The organism is Variovorax sp. LjRoot175 (genome assembly GCF_964253805.1).
In the GTDB taxonomy this organism is placed as follows: Bacteria; Pseudomonadota; Gammaproteobacteria; order Burkholderiales; family Burkholderiaceae_C; genus Variovorax.
In genome coordinates this window covers 983,508-1,001,720 of the sequence record NZ_CAXURY020000002.1, presented here as the reverse complement: position 1 = coordinate 1,001,720, position 18,213 = coordinate 983,508, and the positions used below count along the sequence as shown (strand labels likewise).

The 18,213-nt window shown below is 65.8% G+C and carries 17 protein-coding genes; 10 read left to right on the top strand and 7 right to left on the bottom strand.

Annotated elements, in window-relative coordinates; translation table 11 throughout:
- Positions 1 to 6 precede the first annotated feature (6 nt).
- From ACSQ89_RS35060 to ACSQ89_RS35040, 5 genes are read right to left on the bottom strand one after another with little or no spacing between them, the layout of a single operon-like run.
- On the bottom strand, positions 7 to 987 hold the full coding sequence (locus ACSQ89_RS35060) for a dihydrodipicolinate synthase family protein (protein WP_436294927.1): 981 nt from the start codon (positions 985 to 987) through the stop codon (positions 7 to 9).
- Positions 988 to 1,045: 58 nt separating this feature from the next.
- A complete protein-coding gene (locus ACSQ89_RS35055; RefSeq protein WP_093110496.1) occupies positions 1,046 to 1,792 on the bottom strand; it encodes a GntR family transcriptional regulator in 747 nt (248 codons plus the stop codon).
- Between the two features lie 55 nt (positions 1,793 to 1,847).
- A complete protein-coding gene (locus ACSQ89_RS35050; RefSeq protein WP_436294926.1) occupies positions 1,848 to 2,894 on the bottom strand; it encodes an ABC transporter ATP-binding protein in 1,047 nt (348 codons plus the stop codon).
- A 1-nt stretch (position 2,895) separates the two neighbouring features.
- Positions 2,896 to 4,602, bottom strand: coding sequence for an ABC transporter permease subunit (locus ACSQ89_RS35045; protein WP_436294925.1), 1,707 nt, complete (start codon positions 4,600 to 4,602; stop codon positions 2,896 to 2,898).
- A 10-nt stretch (positions 4,603 to 4,612) separates the two neighbouring features.
- Positions 4,613 to 5,662, bottom strand: coding sequence for an ABC transporter substrate-binding protein (locus tag ACSQ89_RS35040; protein ID WP_436294924.1), 1,050 nt, complete (start codon positions 5,660 to 5,662; stop codon positions 4,613 to 4,615).
- Positions 5,663 to 6,068: 406 nt separating this feature from the next.
- Here ACSQ89_RS35040 and ACSQ89_RS35035 point away from each other — a divergent pair, with 406 nt between their 5' ends.
- From ACSQ89_RS35035 to ACSQ89_RS35005, 7 genes are all read left to right on the top strand, one after another.
- Entirely contained in the window at positions 6,069 to 7,256 is a 1,188-nt protein-coding gene (locus ACSQ89_RS35035) for a pyridoxal phosphate-dependent aminotransferase (protein ID WP_436294923.1), read from the top strand.
- A 28-nt stretch (positions 7,257 to 7,284) separates the two neighbouring features.
- On the top strand, positions 7,285 to 8,025 hold the full coding sequence (pxpB, locus tag ACSQ89_RS35030) for a 5-oxoprolinase subunit PxpB (protein WP_093110491.1): 741 nt from the start codon (positions 7,285 to 7,287) through the stop codon (positions 8,023 to 8,025).
- 11 nt (positions 8,026 to 8,036) lie between these two features.
- Positions 8,037 to 9,035, top strand: a complete 999-nt coding sequence (locus tag ACSQ89_RS35025) for a biotin-dependent carboxyltransferase family protein (protein ID WP_093110550.1) — start codon at positions 8,037 to 8,039, stop codon at positions 9,033 to 9,035.
- A gap of 43 nt (positions 9,036 to 9,078) precedes the next feature.
- Positions 9,079 to 9,831, top strand: a complete 753-nt coding sequence (locus ACSQ89_RS35020; protein ID WP_093110490.1) for a LamB/YcsF family protein — start codon at positions 9,079 to 9,081, stop codon at positions 9,829 to 9,831.
- Between the two features lie 80 nt (positions 9,832 to 9,911).
- On the top strand, positions 9,912 to 10,970 hold the full coding sequence (locus ACSQ89_RS35015; RefSeq protein ID WP_244504051.1) for a threonine ammonia-lyase: 1,059 nt from the start codon (positions 9,912 to 9,914) through the stop codon (positions 10,968 to 10,970).
- A 49-nt stretch (positions 10,971 to 11,019) separates the two neighbouring features.
- Entirely contained in the window at positions 11,020 to 12,015 is a 996-nt protein-coding gene (locus ACSQ89_RS35010) for a 2-hydroxyacid dehydrogenase (RefSeq protein WP_436294922.1), read from the top strand.
- Positions 12,016 to 12,075: 60 nt separating this feature from the next.
- Positions 12,076 to 12,489 carry a VOC family protein gene (locus ACSQ89_RS35005; protein ID WP_436294921.1) on the top strand — a complete coding sequence of 138 codons (414 nt, stop codon included), beginning with the start codon at positions 12,076 to 12,078 and terminating at the stop codon, positions 12,487 to 12,489.
- Between the two features lie 415 nt (positions 12,490 to 12,904).
- On the opposite strand, the gene ACSQ89_RS35000 is transcribed toward ACSQ89_RS35005, so the two are convergent.
- Positions 12,905 to 13,390: a thermonuclease family protein gene (locus ACSQ89_RS35000; RefSeq protein ID WP_436294950.1), complete on the bottom strand. Its 486-nt coding sequence runs from the start codon at positions 13,388 to 13,390 to the stop codon at positions 12,905 to 12,907.
- A gap of 164 nt (positions 13,391 to 13,554) precedes the next feature.
- Between ACSQ89_RS35000 and ACSQ89_RS34995 the strand changes: the two genes are divergently transcribed.
- The 3 genes from ACSQ89_RS34995 (at position 13,555) to ACSQ89_RS34985 (ending at position 15,125) form a co-directional block, all read left to right on the top strand.
- Entirely contained in the window at positions 13,555 to 13,911 is a 357-nt protein-coding gene (locus ACSQ89_RS34995) for a hypothetical protein (protein ID WP_436294920.1), read from the top strand.
- A 191-nt stretch (positions 13,912 to 14,102) separates the two neighbouring features.
- On the top strand, positions 14,103 to 14,390 hold the full coding sequence (locus ACSQ89_RS34990) for a hypothetical protein (RefSeq protein ID WP_436294919.1): 288 nt from the start codon (positions 14,103 to 14,105) through the stop codon (positions 14,388 to 14,390).
- Positions 14,391 to 14,831: 441 nt separating this feature from the next.
- The gene (locus tag ACSQ89_RS34985; RefSeq protein WP_436294918.1) at positions 14,832 to 15,125 is read left to right on the top strand and encodes a type II toxin-antitoxin system Phd/YefM family antitoxin; all 294 of its coding nucleotides are present in this window, start codon (positions 14,832 to 14,834) and stop codon (positions 15,123 to 15,125) included.
- A gap of 394 nt (positions 15,126 to 15,519) precedes the next feature.
- On the opposite strand, the gene ACSQ89_RS34980 is transcribed toward ACSQ89_RS34985, so the two are convergent.
- Positions 15,520 to 18,210 carry a bifunctional acetate--CoA ligase family protein/GNAT family N-acetyltransferase gene (locus ACSQ89_RS34980; RefSeq protein ID WP_436294917.1) on the bottom strand — a complete coding sequence of 897 codons (2,691 nt, stop codon included), beginning with the start codon at positions 18,208 to 18,210 and terminating at the stop codon, positions 15,520 to 15,522.
- Positions 18,211 to 18,213: the final 3 nt, after the last annotated feature.

Below are 18,213 nucleotides of genomic sequence, written 5' to 3'. Positions count from 1 at the left end.
TTCCTTTCAAGCTGCCAGCGCGGTGTCGACGCCGCTTTGCACCGGGGGTGCGGATGTGCCGAGCCGCCGCTGCAGGCGCCCGATCAGTCTGCGCAGCTCGGCATGGTCGGTGGCATCGAGCACCGGACCGGGTTTACGGACCGCCGCACTGCGGATGGCGCCGCGCAGGCGCAGCGTCTCCTTGCGCAGCGCGAGGCCGATGCCGTACTGAAACTCGTGCCGCAGCAAGGGAAGGTAGGCGTCGAACAGATCCTCGGCCGCTTCCTGCCGGCCCTGCGCGAACAGCGCGCAGACCTGCACGAGCATTTCGGGATAGGCGAATCCGGTCATGGCACCGTCCGCGCCGCGCAGCAATTCCTGGGGCAAGAACAGCCCGCCATTGCCGACCAGGATACTGATGCGGCGGCGGCCTGCGGACTCTGCCTGCGAACGTATCTGCGTCAGCTTGCGCAGGCCGGGCAGGTCTTCGTGCTTGAACATCACCACTTGCGGAAACTCGTCGACCAGCCGGTTGACGACGTCCACCGAGGTGTAGACGCCGGTGGACTGCGGGAAATCCTGCAGGCAGATCGGCACGTCGCCGCCAAGCATGCGCGCGACGGTGGCGTAGTAGCCATGAACCTGGTCATCGATCTTCAGGTTGGGTGCGGGGGCCAGCATCACGCCGGCAGCGCCGAGGTCCATGGCCGATTTGGCCAGGCGATCCACGTGCTGGTTCGATGCGTGGCTCACGCCGACGACCACCGGAACCCGGCCCGCTACGCGCTGTAGTACGCGACGGGTGAAGGCCAGCGACTCTTCCTCGGTCAGCTTCGGGGCCTCGCCCATCATGCCGAGGATCGTCATGCCGGAGACGCCGTGGCCCAGGTAGAAATCGACGAGGGTGTCGGTGCTTTGGAGGTCGAGCGCGCCGTCGTCGCTGAAAGGCGTGGCGGAAATGATGAACACACCGGAAGAGCGTGCGTGAATGCGGGAGTCGGATGTCATGAATATGCGATGAAGGATCAGGCTTGCCGAAGAGGCGCTTGCCAAGGCTGCGGACGGGCTAGATGCTGGTGTGGCGGGCCACGTGGCCTGTTCGGGCGTTTTCCAGGTGCTGTTGCATCGCGGCACGGGCCTGGTCGGGGTCGCGATCGATGATGGCCTGCAGGATGGCCATGTGCTCCTGGCAACTCGGGGCAAAACGCTCGGGGGCGGCGTTCTGGTCGAAACACCGCGCCTTGATGCGCAGATCGTGAACCGTCTGGGCCATCAGCGGGTTGCCGCTCGCCATGGCGATCGTGTCGTGCACCAGGTTGTCGATGCGGTGGTTCTCTTCCTTGGAGGTGTTTCGCGCGACCAGGAGCGCCTGGACTTGTGCCAGGATCTGCTTTGCTTGCTGAACGTCGAGCCGTGTGGCCGCGGCGGCCGCGGTTTCACCCTCGAGCAACACGCGTATCTGGAGAATCTGGAGGTATTGGCGCAGGGTGGGTTCGCGCACCATCAATTGACCTCGAGGTGTGCGGATGGCGAAGCCCCCGCCGATCAGCCGGCTCATCGCCTCGCGCAGCGGTGTCCGCGAGATGCCGAGGGTCGCGGCCAGGGTGCGTTCCTGCAGCGGCTTGTCCATCGGCAGACGGCCGAGCTGAATCATCTCCAGCAAGATGCGGTAGGCGTCCCCCGCCAGATCGACGCCGTCGGCGGTGTCGGAGACGGCGGCGGTAAGGCTGGGTTCAAGCGCTTCGAGATCCGACTCTGCGTCCGACGCCGAGGAGGCACCGACCGTCGGGCTTGTCTTGGTGAGCGAGATCATGTTGGTTTCAGCTGAAAGAGTTGAAATGAGGAACTGGTGGAGGCGCTGCGGCCGCTCACGCAGCGGCGAACTCCATCGCATCCGTGGCCCGAAATCCCCACGCCACGGACTGGCCCGGCGTACGGTCCGCGCCGGTGACGCCGGCGGGCGCATAGGCGACCACGGTTCGGCCGAGGGACTCGATGAACACCTTCCAGTGAAGGCCGCAGAAAGTCGAGGTCAGGACCCGTCCTTCGTGCCGGATGTCATCGGCACCGAGCTGTGCGCCCAGGCGGACGTTTTCCGGTCGCACGGCGAGCGTGCGGCTGGTCTGGTCGATGAAATTGCACTCGCCAAGGAAACCCGCAACGAAAGCCGAGTCCGGGGCGCGGTAGAGCGTTTCGGGCGCGCCGGTCTGAACGATGCGCCCCTGGTCCATGATCACGATCCGGTCGGACAGGTTCATCGCCTCGTCCTGGTCGTGTGTCACGAAGACGACGGTCAGCCCCAGGTCGTGGTGGAGCTTCTTCAGTTGCAACTGAATCGCCTGGCGCAGGTTCTTGTCGAGCGCGCCGAGGGGCTCGTCCATCAGCAGGATGTCAGGCGTGAAGACCAGGGCGCGAGCCAGGGCCGCGCGCTGCTGCTGGCCGCCCGAGAGTTCGCGAGGCAGGCGGTCGCTGAGCGGGCCCATGCTGACCAGCTCCAGTGCCTCTGCGACGCGGCGGCGGATGTCGTGCGGGTTCAGGCGGCGCATGCGCAGCGCGAAGGAGACGTTGTCGAACACAGACATGTGCGGAAACAACGCATAGTTCTGGAACACCATGCCGATGTTGCGCTCGGCGATGGGCATACGGGTCACGTCACGGCCGGCAATGCGCACGCTGCCGGCGTCCGGCGCCTCGAAGCCGGCGATGATCTTCAGCAGGGTCGTCTTGCCCGAGCCGGAAGCACCGAGCAGCGTGCAGAACTCGCCGCGCTCCACGGCCAGGCTGACCTCCGGCAGGGCGGCGACATCCTTGTAGACCTTGCGGATGCCGCTGAGCGCGACGTCCTTGCCCTGGCGTTCGGGGCGGATGGAGAGTCCGAGAGGCGAGTGCCCCGATGTCTGGTGGTTGGATGGCATGTCAATCTCCTTTCTTCCTGCCGAGAAGCAGGTTGGCAATCAGGATGAGGGCGGTGGCTGCGATCAACACGCAGGAGGCGGAAATCACGGTCGGGTCGAAGTCGTGGGCCAGGCCCTCGTACATCAGCTTGGGCAGGGTCCTGTTGCGGATGGTGGTGAGGAAGAGCGCCATCACCACGTCGTCGAACGAGGTGACGAAAGCGAAGACGGCACCGCCGATGAGGCTGGGCAAGAGGGCGGGCATCATGACCAGCCGGAACATCGCGGGCCACGACGCGCCGAGGCTGAGTGCGGCCAACTCGAGGCTGGAATCGAAGCTGCGCAATGCAGCGCGCACGGTGATGTAGACATAGGGGGACGCCAGCACCGTGTGGCCGATGATGACCGCGACCGAGTTGGCGACCCAGCCCAGAGGCGCTGTCAAATAAAACAGGGCGACGGCCGTGATGATGGCGGGCACCGACATCGGGATGACGAACAGCGCGTCGAGCCAGCCTTTGCGGGCGGAGGTCATCTTGTGGACACCCAGCGCCGCCGCAGTGCCGAGCACGGTGGCCAGCACCGTCACCGTCAACCCCACCCGCACGCTCGACCACAACGCGCCGATCCACTTCGAATCCTCGAAGAAATTCGCGTACCAGCGCAGTCCGTATTGAGGCGGTGGAAACACCGGAAAGTCGGTCGTGCCGAAGCTCATGGGAATCACCACGAGGATCGGCAGGATCAGGAACGCGGCACAGGCGAGTCCGGCAACGACGGCGACGCGGCCCCCCGGCGTGCGCCCTGCCGTGGGCGCGCTGCTGCCCTTGCCGGTCGAGCCGCTGATGAGTTTGTCCAGACCGAACATGCGGTTGAACACCCACAGCGACAGCAGCACCGTTGCCAGCAAGATGGCGGCCAGTGCGGCCGCCAGTCCCCAGTTCAGCTCTTCCGAGATGTTGTGCGAAATTAGCTCCGCCACCATGCGCTGGGCGGGCCCCCCCATGAGCGACGGCGTGATGTAGTAGCCCACCGCGTTCATGAAAACGATGATGCCGCCGGCCACCACGCCCGGGCTGGTCAAGGGCAGTACCACGTGGCGGAAGATGCCCACCGAACTCGCCCCGAGGCTCTGCGCGGCCTGCACGAGCGTGGTGTCCATGGCGCGGAACGCGGCGTAGAGCGGCAGGACCACGAACGGCATCAGCACGTGCGTCATCCCGATCATCACGCCGGTGAAGTTGTAGAGGAACGCCATCGGCTCATCGAGGATGCCAACAGTCGTGAGCAATGTATTCAGCGGCCCGTTCTTGCCCAGCAGCGCGATCCATGCCGAGGTGCGCACGAGCGCACTCGACCAGAACGGCAGCAGGACGGCGAAGAACAGCAGCCGCGCGACGCCCGGTCGCACCGTGGCCATCAGGTAGGCCAACGGGTAGCTCATCACGATGCACGACAGGGTCACCGCGGCGGCGATGGTGAAGGTGTTGCCCAGCACGATCCGGTAGATCGGCGTGTCTAGCAGATGGCGGTAGTTGGCGAGCGTGAGCGCGCCGTCGCGAAGGAAACCCTCCTTGAGCAAGCCCGCGATCGGTCCGACGAAGGCCAACAGGAGGAACACCAGCAGCGGCAGCACGGCGAACACCGCAGCGCGGTTCCAGCCACGCCGCGCGGGAATCGCCGCGGGCGGCGTCGCGGCGTGGGGAAGGGGAAGGGCGGTGCTTGCCATGATGCAGGGGTCAGCGTGCGCGGATCTGGTTGTAGCGCTCGGTGATGGCCGGGCCGTTCTTGTCCCAGAACTCCGAATCCATGAAGAGCGCGGACTTCAGGCGTTCCGGCGTCGAAGGCAGGCGCTGCTTGCGCGCGTCGTCGATCAGCGGGAATGCCGCTTCGGTCGTCGGGCCGTAGGCGATGTACTTGCTGAACTCGGCCTGGTTCTTCGGCGCGGTGATGTAGTTCATCAGCTTGATGGCTTCGGCCCGGTTCGGTGCGCCCTTGACCAGCGCGAAGTAGCCGACCTGCGCCACCGCATTGCCCCAGCCCATCTGGATCGGAAGGCCCGAATCCATGCCGGCCTGGAAGCGGCCGTTCCAGCCCAGCGCCATCACCACCTCGCCGCTGCCCAGTGCGTTGACCGGCTCGGCGCCGTTCTTCCACCACATGGCCACGTGCGGCTTGATCTTCTCGATCTGCTTCATCGCGCGGTCGATGCCTGCCGGCGTGGACAGCACTTTGTAGACATCCCCGGGCGCGACGCCGTCGGCGATGAGTGCAGCCTCGATCACGGCGGACGGATCGTCCTGCAGCGTGCGCTTGCCGGGGAATTTCACGACGTCCCAGAAATCGGCGAAGCTGACCGGCTGCGGCTTGCCCGCGGGGAATGCCTTGGTCGAGAAGCCGACGTTCGTCGAGAAGATCTCCGAGGGCACTCCGTACTCGTTGCGCGCGCCGGGAATGACGTGCTTCTGGTCGACCATTTCCGGCGTGATCTTCTCGAACACACCGAGCTTGATGCCGCGCGTCAGGCGGGCGCTGTTCTCCGTGACTACGTCCCAGGCGACGGTCTTGGTGTCGATCATGGCGCGGATCTTCGCGACCTGCGGATCGGTGTCCTCGGTCACCTTGATGCCGGTTTCCTTGGCGAAGGGCTTGAGCCACGCGTCGCGGATCGCGCCTTGGTAGGCGCCACCCCAACTCGCGAAATTCAGTTCGGCGGCTTGCGCGGCGCCAGCCAGCAGGACCGCGGTCGCGATCACGATGCGGCCCATCGTCAGCAACTTACTTTTCATCTCTCTCTCCGATTGGTACAGGTTACGAATACGGCGGCAATCGTTGCGGATTGCCGGGCCTGCTCCGTGGCATGCATGTTGCATGCCAATGGCATACCAAACTTAAAAATGAACCAGAACCGAAGACCGAAATGCAGGATGCGACGCAGATGTCTATCCAAGGGAAACGCAGGAGCGCTTGCCTTCTGGACATGCGCAGGGCAGCCGCTGCGTCAGGACGACTTGAGCGCTGCCGCGCGCCAGTTTGACGACTGGCTCCTGGCATTTCGTGCACCGTCTTGCTGTGCGCGCACCAAAGTCGATCGCTAGTCCTGGTGCGTTCGAGTCGCCATTGTTTCCGTCCGGTACCATGAACTCACGCCACGAATTTCCAGGTCCGTCCGTTCACAGTCACCTGTCCGCACGCATGCTTGTGGCGAAGCCGTCGGCCACCGGCGCCATGGCCGAAGCCGCCCGCCGGCTGCTTGCTGAGGGCCGAGACGTCATCAGCCTGAGCGAAGGCGAACTGGACTTCGACACACCGCTCCATATCCAACAGGCCGCGATCGCCGGCATCCAGCAAGGGCACACCCGCTACACCAACGTGGGCGGCACGCCGCAGCTCAAGGCGGCCATCGTCCGCAAGTTCCGCCAAGACAACGGCCTGCACTACGACAGCACGCAGGTGATGGCCGCAACCGGCGCCAAGCAGCTCCTGTTCAACGCCATGCTGGCGACCATCGATGCGGGCGATGAGGCCATCATGGTTGCGCCCTATTGGGTGTCGTACTCGGAGATGGTGCGCATCGCCGGCGGCGAGCCGGTCGTGCTGACGACGGGCAGCGCCAACGGTTTCAAGTTGACGCCGAAGATGCTGTCGAGCGCGATCACGCCGCGCACCCGATGGCTCATGCTCAATTCACCGTGCAATCCATCGGGTGCGCTCTACACGGCCGATGAACTGCGCGCGCTGGCGGACGTGTTGCGCGGCCATCCACGGGTGCTGGTGATTTCCGACGACATCTACGAAGAGATCGTGTTCGATGGCGTCTTTCAGTCGTTTGCGCAGGCCTCGCCCGACATGATCGATCGGACACTGACCGTCAACGGCGTGTCCAAGGCCTTCGCGATGACGGGGTGGCGGTTGGGTTATGCGGGCGGGCCTGCATGGCTGATCAAGGCACTGGAGCTCCTCCAGTCTCAGAGCACCAGCAATCCGAGCGCGGTCAGCCAGGTCGCGGCAACGGCCGCACTCGAGGGGCCGAGGGATTTTCTGGACACATGGCGCAGCCGGTTGCGTGGGCGGCGCGATCTGGCGGTCGAGCTGCTGGCGGCCGCCAGTCCGATGCTGCGGGTCGATACACCGCCGGCGGCCTTCTACCTGTGCGCCGACTGCGCTGGCGCCATCAGAATGCGCACGCCGGAGGGTCGAACCATCGACAGCGATGCCGACCTCGCCCACTATCTGCTGCACAGCGCGGGCGTGGCGTGCGTCCCGGGCTCTGCATTCGGCCTGGCTTCTTACCTGCGTTTCGCCTATGCGGTGTCGGAGGACCGCTTGCAGACGGCTTGCGAACGCATCGTCACTGCCTGCGGCCGACTGGTTCAGGCCTGAGCGAGGGCGCTGCACAGCCACAGACATCATGAGAACTTCTTCCAAGACACCGTCGCTTTCCATCTCGGGATGGCGGATCGAACCCGTGGGCGACCGCTGCTTGCAGGTGCGCCTGGGCGACCGCGTCGGCGCCGACACCAGCCGGACCGTGCAGGCGGTGGCCGCACACCTGTCGTCGGCGCAACTGCCCGGCGTCGTCGATGTGGTGCCCGCATTCACTACCGTCGCGTTGCACTACCGGCCACTCGCGTTCGATCGCCGGCAGGGCGTGGCATCGTCTCAATTGACGCGCCTGGTGGAGCAACTCCTCGCAGGCCGCGTTCCCGAGCGGCCGGTCAACGAGGAGGTGATCGAGATTCCCGCCTGCTACGGCGGCGACTACGGTCCGGACCTGGACGACGTGGCCCGCCATTGCGGCCTGACGGCCGAAGAGGTCATCGCCCTGCATTCGGGAACGCCGCTGTCGCTCTACGCCTACTTTTTCGCGCCCGGCAACCCCTTCTTCGGCCCCCTCGACCCGCGGCTGAATGTGCCTCGCCGCAGCACGCCGCGCCTGCGCGTGGAGGCGGGGTCGGTCGCCATCGCCAATGGCATCTCCTCCATTTACCAGATGGCGCTGCCAGGGGGCTGGAACGTGATCGCACGGACGCCTTGGGACCTGTTCGACGTGACGAAGACCCCACCCACGAGGATGCCGCAGGGCGCGCGGGTGCGCTTCTATCCGATCTCGGCGTCCGAACTGGAGCGGATGCAGGAGCGGCCGCCATGACCCGGGCATCCGTGGCGCACATGCTGGTGTTGCGGCCTGGCATGTTCTCGGTTCTGCAGGATCAGGGGCGCGTCGGGCATCAGCACCTCGGCGTGCCGGTCACTGGCGCGATGGACGAGTGGTCGCATCGCACGGCGAACATGCTCGTCGGCAATGAAGACGACGCGGCAACGCTGGAGTGCACGCTGACCGGTCCCAGCGTCCAGTTTGCCTGCGACATGCTGCTGGCCATCTGCGGCGCTCGCGTCAGGATCACGGCCGCGGGCCGGCCGGTTCCCATGAATTGCGCGGTGCTACTGCGCCGTGGCGTCACGCTGGAGTTCGGTGAACGCACGCGTGGCGCACGCATGTACCTGGCGGTGCGCGGCGGCTTCGCGACGGCGCCGGTGCTCGGCAGCCGCAGCACCTATCGGCCGGGCGCTTTCGGCGGCCACGAGGGGCGGGCGTTGCGCAAGGACGACCGCGTGCCCGTGGCGCGCCCGCGCAGGGCCGACCCCACGCTGGCGCTGGAACGCACGCTGGTGCAGAGCGGCTTGCCGTTCGTGACGGCGGCATGCGTCGACGCGGAACCGCCGTCGGCGGCGCTCGAAGGCCTGCGCTTCATCCCGGGCCCGCAATGGCAGGATTTTTCGGAGGAAGCGCGCGAACGGTTCGTGCGCACGCCGTTCACGATTTCCTCGAAATCCGATCGGATGGGCTACCGGCTCGAAGGGGCCGATCTTGTCCTGTCGCGACCGCTCGAGATGATCTCCGAGGCCACGAGCTTCGGCACGGTGCAGGTGCCTCCCAACGGCCAGCCGATCGTCCTGATGGCTGACCGGCAGAGCGCGGGCGGCTACCCCAAGATCGCCTATGTCGCCAGTGCCGACCTGCCTGCCTTGGCTCAAGCGCTGCCCGGCGCCTCCATTCGCTTCACCCCGATCGATCAGCAGGCCGCCGAGCACGCCTGGCTGCTGGTCGAAGACCAACTGGCGTTGGTGCGCGAGGCGGCCGGACGGGCGTTGACCTGACCGCTGCATCTCGCTAACCGCTTCACCCACAAGGAATCCATTCATGCCATCCATCGACATCAACTGCGACATGGGCGAGAGCTTCGGCCCCTGGGTCATGGGACAGGATCTCCGGATCCTCCCGCACGTGACCTCCGCGAACATCGCCTGCGGCTTTCACGCGAGCGACCCCGACACGATGCTAAAAACGGTGCGGGCCGCCATAGCCAACGGTGTGGCGCTGGGTGCCCATCCCGGCCTGCCCGACCGCCAGGGCTTCGGTCGACGGGCGATGGAGATGTCGCCGAGCGAGGTCTATTCGCTGGTCATCTACCAGGTCGGTGCGCTCCAGGGCGTTGCCCAGTCCCAGGGTGCAACCCTGCATCACGTCAAGACGCACGGGGCCCTCTACAACATGACCGTGCAGCAGCCGGCACTCGCCGAGGCGGTGGCGCAGGCGGTGTTCGATTTCAATCCGGCGCTGCAGCTCTTCGTGGCGAACAAGAACATTGCGCAGGCGGCGCGCGACAAGGGGCTCACGGTCCGGTTCGAAGTCTTTGCGGACCGCAGCTACCAGGACGACGGCACCCTGACGCCGCGATCCAGGCCGGGCGCCATGATCGAGGACGTCGAACAGGCCATTGCGCAGGTCCGGCGCATGGTGCTGGACGGTGTCGTGCGTTCCGTGAACGGTGTGGACGTGCCGGTCGCCGCCGACACGCTCTGCATCCACGGCGACCAGCCCGGCGCCGTCGTTTTCGCAGAGCGAATCCGTGCTGCGCTACTGGCCGACGGTATCGCCATCGCGGCGACGTGAGCGCCTCGAAGCCCTTGTCCGGAATGTCGCGCGCCCGATCACCGGTACGCGCGCTTGTGTAACTCCATGCCTCTATGCCCATGAGCACGATAGAAACCAGAACCCGTCCATCGCCTTCGATCACGCACGAAATGTTCGGCGCCATGCGGGTGCCTACCTTCGAGGACGTCGAACGTGCCGGCCGCGCCATCGCGTTACATGTTCGCCGCACGCCCTTGCTGCGATCGGCTCGACTCGACGAGATCGCGGGTGCGCCAGTGTGGCTCAAGGCCGAGAACCTGCAGGTCACCGGTTCCTTCAAGGCAAGGGGCGCCTTCAATGCCCTGCTGGGCCTCTCGGAGGAGCAGCGCATGCGCGGCGTCGTCGCGTACTCGACGGGCAACCATGGCCAGGCCATCGCCTGGGCTGCTCGGCAGCTGGGGGTGATCGCGACCATCGTGATGCCGATCGACGCGCCACGCAACAAGGTGGCCCGTGCTCTGGACCAGGGTGCGCGCGTCGTGCACTACGACCGCCGTCGCGAGAGCCGTGAAACGATCGGCATGCAGTTGCTGGCCGAGACGGGCGGCACGCTCGTTCCGCCGGGCGACCATCCCGATGTGCTCGCCGCGCAGGGCACCGTCGCGCTGGAAGCGCTCCAGGATCTGCCCGACGATGCGCTGCGCCATCTGGGAACCTTCGCCGCTCCTTGCGGCGGTGGCGGCCTCTTGGCCGGGTGTGGGCTGGTCGTCGACACGATGAGCCCTGCAACGCGTCTCGTGGCCGCCGAGCCCGCGGGCTTCGACGACACCGTGCGCTCACTCGCCAGTGGTCGGCGCGAGGTGAACGAGCCCGGCGCGGCGACCTTTTGCGATGCGCTGCAGGCGGCCACGCCGGCCGAACTGCCTTTCGAGATCAACCGGCGTTTCCTGCACAAGGCCGTGGCCGTGACGGACCTTGAAGTGGCTGTCGCCGTGCGCTTCGCGCTCGAGGAACTCCATATGCTGGTCGAGCCCGGTGGCGCGGTCGCGTTGGCAGCGCTGCTGGCCGGTCACTTGTCGATGGGCGGGCGCGACAGCGTCATCGTGCTCTCGGGCGGAAACGTCGACCTGCCCATGCTCGCAAACTGTCTCAAATCCGCTGCGGCGGTGGCCGCCTGACATTCGCCACCGATCGCACCCCGCGATCAACCCTTTCACGAACCTTTTCATGCAAGCATCCCTCTCCACCTCTACTGCTGCCACCGCGTCGCAAGGCGACGCATCCGGACCACAGGAGGTCCGTGACAGGATCGCGCTGTGCTGCAGCCACACGGAAGCCACCACCTGGGAGCTCGGCCTGCGGGCCGCACTGCCCCATGCCACGATCAGCGCCTGGCCCCACACTGACGAGCAGGCCGAATGCGCCATCGTGTGGTCGCCCACGCAGGCGTTCATGGACGCCCATCCGCGCCTGCGGATCATCTTCAACATGGGTGCGGGCGTCGACGCGCTGATGAAACTCCGGCTTCCGCCGCAGGCTCGTATCGTGCGCATTGAAGACGGTGGCATGGCCGTGCAGATGGCCGAGTACGTCAGCCACGCGATACTGCGCCACTTCCGTGAGTTCGATCGGTACGAGCTCAGTGCAGCCTCCGGTGCATGGGCACCCCGCAAGCCGCCGATCCGCAGCGATTTCCCGGTCGGCGTCATGGGCCTTGGGGCGCTCGGGAAGCGGGTCGCCTGGAGCCTGGCGCAGTTCGATTTCCCGGTGTTCGGCTGGAGCCAGTCCCCCAAGACGATCGACGGCGTCACCTGCCTGTCGGGCGCCGACGAGTTCGATCGCTTCCTGTCGGAGACCCGCATCCTCGTGTGCATGCTGCCGCTGACACCCGCCACGCAGGGCATCCTGTCGCACGCATCGCTCTCGCAGCTGAAGCCGGGTGGCTATCTGATCAACGTGGCTCGTGGCGCGCATCTGGTCGAGGAGGATCTGTTGCGCCTCATCGACGAGGGGCATCTGGCGGGCGCGACGCTGGACGTCACGCAAGAGGAACCCCTGCCGCCCGGCCATGCGTTCTGGCGGCGCCCGGAGATCGTCCTGACACCTCACATTGCCGCGCAGACGGTGGTGCGAGAGGCCATCGCCCAGATCGCAACCAAGGTCAGCGCCGGACTCGAGAGCCCGACGCTGAGCGGCGTCGTCGACCTCGGCAAGGGGTACTGAGACGCGGCACTCGGCATCAAACCTGTCCTGTTCATCACACATCCACAACACCTCAACCCCATGCAATCCATCTTCCACTTCGCCTTCAACGTCACCGACCTGGACCGCGCGCGGCAGTTCTACGGCAACGTGCTCGGCTGCCAGGAAGGCCGCAGCACCGACACCTGGGTCGACTTCAACTTCGTCGGCCATCAGATCTCCCTGCACCTGGGGCAGCCCTTCGCCACCGCGGCCACCGGGCACGTGGGCGACAAGCTGGTGCCCATGCCGCACTTCGGACTGATCCTGGCGCTGGCCGACTGGAAGGCCATGGCCGAGCGCCTCGTCAATGCAGGCACGCAATTCGTGCTGGTGCCGCAGGTGCGCTTTGAAGGCCAGCCCGGCGAGCAGTGGACGATGTTCTTTCTCGACCCCTTCGGCAATCCGATCGAGATCAAGGGGTTTCGCGACCTGGAAGCGGTCTACGCCACCTGAGTCGGCCCCGAGACGACTGGAGCGCCCTGTGCCGACTGGCCCAGGGGGAGAGCGAGTGCTGGTGCGGGTCGCGACGAGTTTTTCGGGGGAGCGCCCAAGCTTGCGTGTACCAGACTGCTTTTCAGCGTCTGTCTTTTCGGGGGTACGCCATGGGATAGCCCAACGATCTCCAGGTCAAAGCGGCTGAGCCGCGCGACAAGGAGTAGGGTAGCGCGGCGCGGCCATTCTGAAACGGCGCAGACGATGCTCTAAGAAGCACGGCCTTTTCCTCTAAAGACTTTGGCGAGATCTGTCCTGGATGCGGCCGACGACCGACGACGGCGCGTTCACCCGGGCGCAGATGACGTCAAATGACAGACGCGTCGGGTCCCGGTTTCACTTGTGCATATGCCTGCAATCCCTGGCATCCTCAGCGTCAGCCGCCGTGCTGCGCCTTTCGCCAATCCCACGGTGCTACAGGTTTCGCATCGGCCCATAGCCCTAGACGCTGCGCGCGGGCTGTGTACTGCATCTTGAACAGCGCGCCGTCGTCGCGACTCGCGTATCTCTCGTAGACCCAGGCCCATCCGCCGGCCACCTGGTGCCGGCCGGCATCTTCGCCCCTGCATTTCACATCGGCGACGGTGCGGCCATATCGATCGGTGTCGCGCGGCGAGATTCGCGCTTGCTCCATGTAGCAGAGCCCGCTGAGAGCCTGCTTGCTGCGCTGGCCGAAGGGCTGGCGTGATTCAGGAGCATCGATCGCCGCAACGCGCACCTTGACCTGCTCATAGGCTCCTGGAGCACCGCAGCGAGCGCTGAGGGTGTCGCCGTCAGAGACACCTACGACGAGACAGAGGCGGGGCTGGGCTTGCGCGAAGAATGGAAGGGCGAAAAGTAGGCAGGCGATCAGTCGGATCATCCCCCGATCGTAGGCGCTGGCGGCAAGCGACAGGATCTCGCAGCGAAGGCACAAGCGCGGATCGGTCACGTTCGGCAACCAACTTCACAGAGCAGACGTGACTTCGCTCCCGTGGCGTGCGTTGTGTACGGCATGGGGCAGTTTTCGCCCCTTCAGGAGTCTCTGTGAACCTCAATCGTTCAGCCTTCTTCAAGTGGTCCGCGGCCGGTGCTGTGGCCGCTGGTGCACTCTTCGCCGCCGCGTCAGCGAATGCCCAGGTGAACTGGTCCGTCGGCATCAGTGCTCCGGGCGTGGCGATCGGCGTTGCCGAGCCTGGCCCCGTGTACTACGAGCCGGCACCTGTCTATTCGCGTCCTGCACCAACCTACTATCAGCCGGCTCCTCCCGTGTACTACCGGCCGCCGCCGCCAGCTTATTACCGCCCAGCACCGGTGTACTACGGGCCGCCGGCGCAGGTCTATGACGGGCCGGGCGAGCGTTGGCGCCATCGCCATCACCACCGTCGGGATTGGGACGATTGATCCGGGTGCGCCCCGGAGAGGACGTCAGTACCTCTGTACGCCCCACATTTGGGCCTGAGTCAAACGCTGCGTGCTCTTGATCGCTGCCGAGCCGGGAAGCGAGCACTTTTCAGCGACGCTTAAGGATCGACGAAGAGACTGATTCTCAGCAAAGGAACAGTCCCGAGCCCCACCGAAAAGGATCGAACGCCATGATGTCTTCCGCTGTCCCCGAGCCCCTCACCCCATCGCAGATCGAGCTCGTGCTCGAGTTGCTCGAGTTGCGCCAGCTGGCGCCGCAGGAGACGGCTGCGAAGTTCAACCGCTTGACCCAGGTCGGCACCTTCTCCGAAGCCCAGCAAGGGGCCATCGAGATCCTTTTCGCGCTCGAGGAGGACGATATCCCCGATGCACTCTTCGAATTCGCAGACGACGATGCTCGAAACATCGTTCGCGATGGGCTGGCGCACGAGGTGCGGCTCACCTTCGTGGGAGCCTAAAGCATCAATGTTGTCTTGCGAAGCGCCGACCTGAACGCGCACTGGAGAGCAGACGTCGCTGCGGCTGGCCGAACGCAGCAGCTAGGGTTCGGACAGCAAAGCGCCGTCGCGATTCTGGCGCAGCCAACCGCTTTCGAGAGACCCGAACTTCGGCTGGGCCCACTGCCGTCGGTCAGCAATCGAATTTGTGGCTCAAAGTGTCATTGCAATAGGCCGGCTACCGCATCGCGTTCGACGTCTCGATCGCGAAGCGAAAGCCTATCGTGCCTGGCGCGCGAGAAAAGGACTTGCCAAATGCCCACACGGTCCGTTGTCCCGGCAGCCAGCCACTGGCGATGCGGGTGGCCGCAAAGGGGAACCGAGCATGTCCAGCACCGATTGCCGAGGACAGGGTTTGGTCGCTAGACTAGGATTAACGCCAACCTTAACGGATACTGCAAAATGCCGTTGCGAGCATCAGACATCGTTCCCATCAGCGAAGCGCGCGCCAGACTCACCGAGCTCGCCGAAGACGTGGTGGGCAGCGGCTCTGAGAAAGTGCTGACCAAGAACGGTGCGAGCTACGTGGCATTGATCGACGCGCGCCGGCTGGACTACTACCATGCGCTTGAATTGGAGCATGCCAATCTGGTGCAGGCTGAAGACGCCATCACCGGTCTGCGGCAAGCCTTGGCGAGGCAGTTCGTGTCTGACGAGGAACTGGACCAGGCACTCGGCGTCGCACCGGCGTCGTGAGCATTCCTGTCAACGCAAGGGTTCGGGCGGTTCCGAACTTTCTGGCGTGCCTGCATGCCGCTCGCAGCTTCATGGAGGAGCAGGACGCCGGCTTCGCATCGGCGCGCTTCAAGAAGTTGCAGGCTGAAGTGGTGAAAGCGCGGGCACTTCTCGCGTTCGCACCCACGAGCGGCCGGCCCGCTCGCGGGCTGATGCCCTCAACGAGGGGATAGGCATGGCGATGCGATACGCGGATGGGAAGTGAAGGCATCCGCGCGAACTACCTTGCATCTGCGGAACTCGCGATTCGATCCTGCAAACGGCAACGCGCAGACGCGATCACAGAGCTCCGCGCAACCCCGGTTCGGTCCGAGCCGCAGCAGCCCTCGGCGCATTGATGCTCAGCGAGATCGAGTCACAAGGCCCGACTCACCAGTTTGAAGTCCGGATCTTCGGCAAAGGACTTGATCGAAAAACCCAACCTCTTCACGAGCTTCAGCATATCGGCGTTGTTGCTCAGCACCAGCCCATCGATCTCCGAGAGGCCCTTGTCGCGGGCCACATCGATGATCGCCTCCAACAGGCGTGATCCCAGTCCCTTGCCGCTGTAGTCGTCTGCAACCACCAACGAGAACTCGCAACTCGATTGATCTGGATTGGTGATGTAGCGCGACACGCCCACGATGCGTTCGGTCTCGCGGACCGCGCCATCGTCCGCGACGCCACGCTCCCGCACCACTGCGACCAGCGCCATCTCGCGGTCGTAGTCGATCAAGGTGAAGCGCGAAAGCATGGACGGCGGCAACTCGTGGAAGCGCGAGACAAACCGGAACCAGCGGCTTTCCGGCGAGAGCTGCTGCACCAGGGCTTGAAGCATCTGCGCGTCGTCGGGATGAACGGCTCGCACGGTGTAGGTGCCCCCACCGGGCAAAGGCCACTCGCGTTGGTAGCGCGCAGGGTAGGGCAGGATGGCCAGGTGCTGGTAGCTGTTGATGAGGCCGCTTGCGCCTTGCGGCGTGCTGTCGACGACGATGCGAGCATCGACCGCCACTGCGCCCGTTTCGTCGACGATGATCGGGTTGATGTCCATCTCCCGCAGTTCGGGAAGTTCGCACACCATCTCGGAAACCCGCAGCAGCACCTGTTCCAGCGCCTCCATGTCCACGGCTGCGGCACCGCGCCATTCGTGCAGGGTTTCGGCGACCCGCGAGCGTTCGATCAGCCGGCGCGCCAGGAACTGGTTGAGCGGCGGCAGCTCCATGGCACGGTCGTCCAGCAGCTCGATCATGGTGCCGCCTGCGCCGAACACGATGACGGGGCCGAAGGGATCGTCCGTCACCAGGCCCACATGGATTTCGCGCCCGCGCCGGGCCGTGGCCATCTTCTGAACGGTCACGCCGTTGATGCGCGCGTCGGGCGCCAGGCGCGCCACGCGTTCCATCATGTCGCTGTACGTGTCGCGTGCACCGGCGCCGTTCATGACGTTCAGCGCCACGCCCTCCACATCCGACTTGTGGCTGATGTCGGGCGAATCGATCTTGAGCGCGACGGGGAAGCCCAGCTGGGCGGCGATCATCATCGCTTCGTTGGCGCTGCGCGCCAGCAAGGTGCGGGTGATCGGGATATGGAAGGAAGACAGCAAGGTCTTCGACTCCATCTCGGTCAGTACCTTGCGCCGTTCCGCCAGCACGCTCTCGATCAGCAGCCGCGCACCCTCGATATCCGGCTTGGCGAGCGCCGACAGCGGCGGCGGGGTCTGCTGGAGCAGCGCCTGGTTCCGATAGAAAGCCGCGATGTTGCCGAACGCGCCAACCGCCGCTTCCGGCGTGCGGAAGCTCGGGATGGTGGCCTCCCCCAGCACCGCACGCGCGGGGCCGACCGAGGCGTCGCCCATCCAGCATGACAGCAGCGGTTTGCTCATCGGCCGCGGGATGTCGGCCAGCACGCGCGCCACCGCGACCGCATCGGCCCCTGTCTTGGGCGAGAAGATTGCCAGGACACCGTCGATCTGCGGGTCGGCGGCGGCCGCATCGACCGCGGCCCGGAAGTGCGCCGGCTCGGCTTCCTCCGAAAGGTCGATCAGATCGGTGAGCGAAGCCGACGCGGGCAGCCGGGGCTGCAGCGTCTTGAGCGAGTCGGGTGACAGCTTGCCGAGTTGCAGGCCGATCTCGTTGACCCAGTCCGCCGCCAGAACACCCGGGCCGCCGCCATTGGTGACGATGGCCAGGCGCCGGCCGACCGGGCGATAGCGCGAGGCCAGGCATTTGGCGGCCGAGAACAGTTCGACGAACGAGCGCACCCGCACCGCACCGGCGCGTCGCAGCGCAGCGTCGAAGACATCGTCGCTGCCGACGGTCGAGCCACTGTGCGTGTGCGCAGCTTCGTTGCCGGCGGGCTTGCGACCGGCCTTGAGCACCACCACCGGCTTGGCATGCGAGGCCGACCGCAGGGCGCTCATGAAGCGACGTGCGCTGGAGATCCCTTCGAGGTAGACGATGATGCTGTGGGTGGCGGCATCGTTGGCCAGGAAGTCCAGCACCTGGGCGATGTCCACCGCCGTATGGCGGCCGAGCGAAACGACGCTGGAGAACCCGACCGCGTTCTCGCGCGCCCAATCGAGCATCGATGCCGTCAGGGCGCCCGACTGCGACACCAGCGCGAGCGGGCCGGCCTTGGCCAGCGGGCCGGCCGTGCTGGCATTGAGCGTCAACGGGGGGCGCTGAAAGCCGAGCGAATTCGGACCGAGGAGGTGAACGCCGTCGCGGCGCGCGATCTTTCGCAGCTGCGCAGCCTGCTCGGTGGCGATGCCATTGGAGATGACGAGCGCGGCGCGGCAGCCGATGCGGCCGACAACCTCCAGTGCAGAGGCGACCTCCTGTGGCGGCAGCGCGATGATCGCGAGATCGGAGCGCGTCTGCGCCAGATCCCCCAGCGTGCCGCTGGTGCGGACGTCCAGAAACTGCAGCGTTCCGTTGAACCGGTCTGCGCGAAGCGCTTCGCGCACGGCCCGGGCGTGCGAAGTCTGGCCTACCGGGTCTTCGGCGTGGCCCGCGAAGACAACGACTGAGCCCGGCGCCAGCAGCGGCGTGAGGTAGTGCTTGTCCATGAC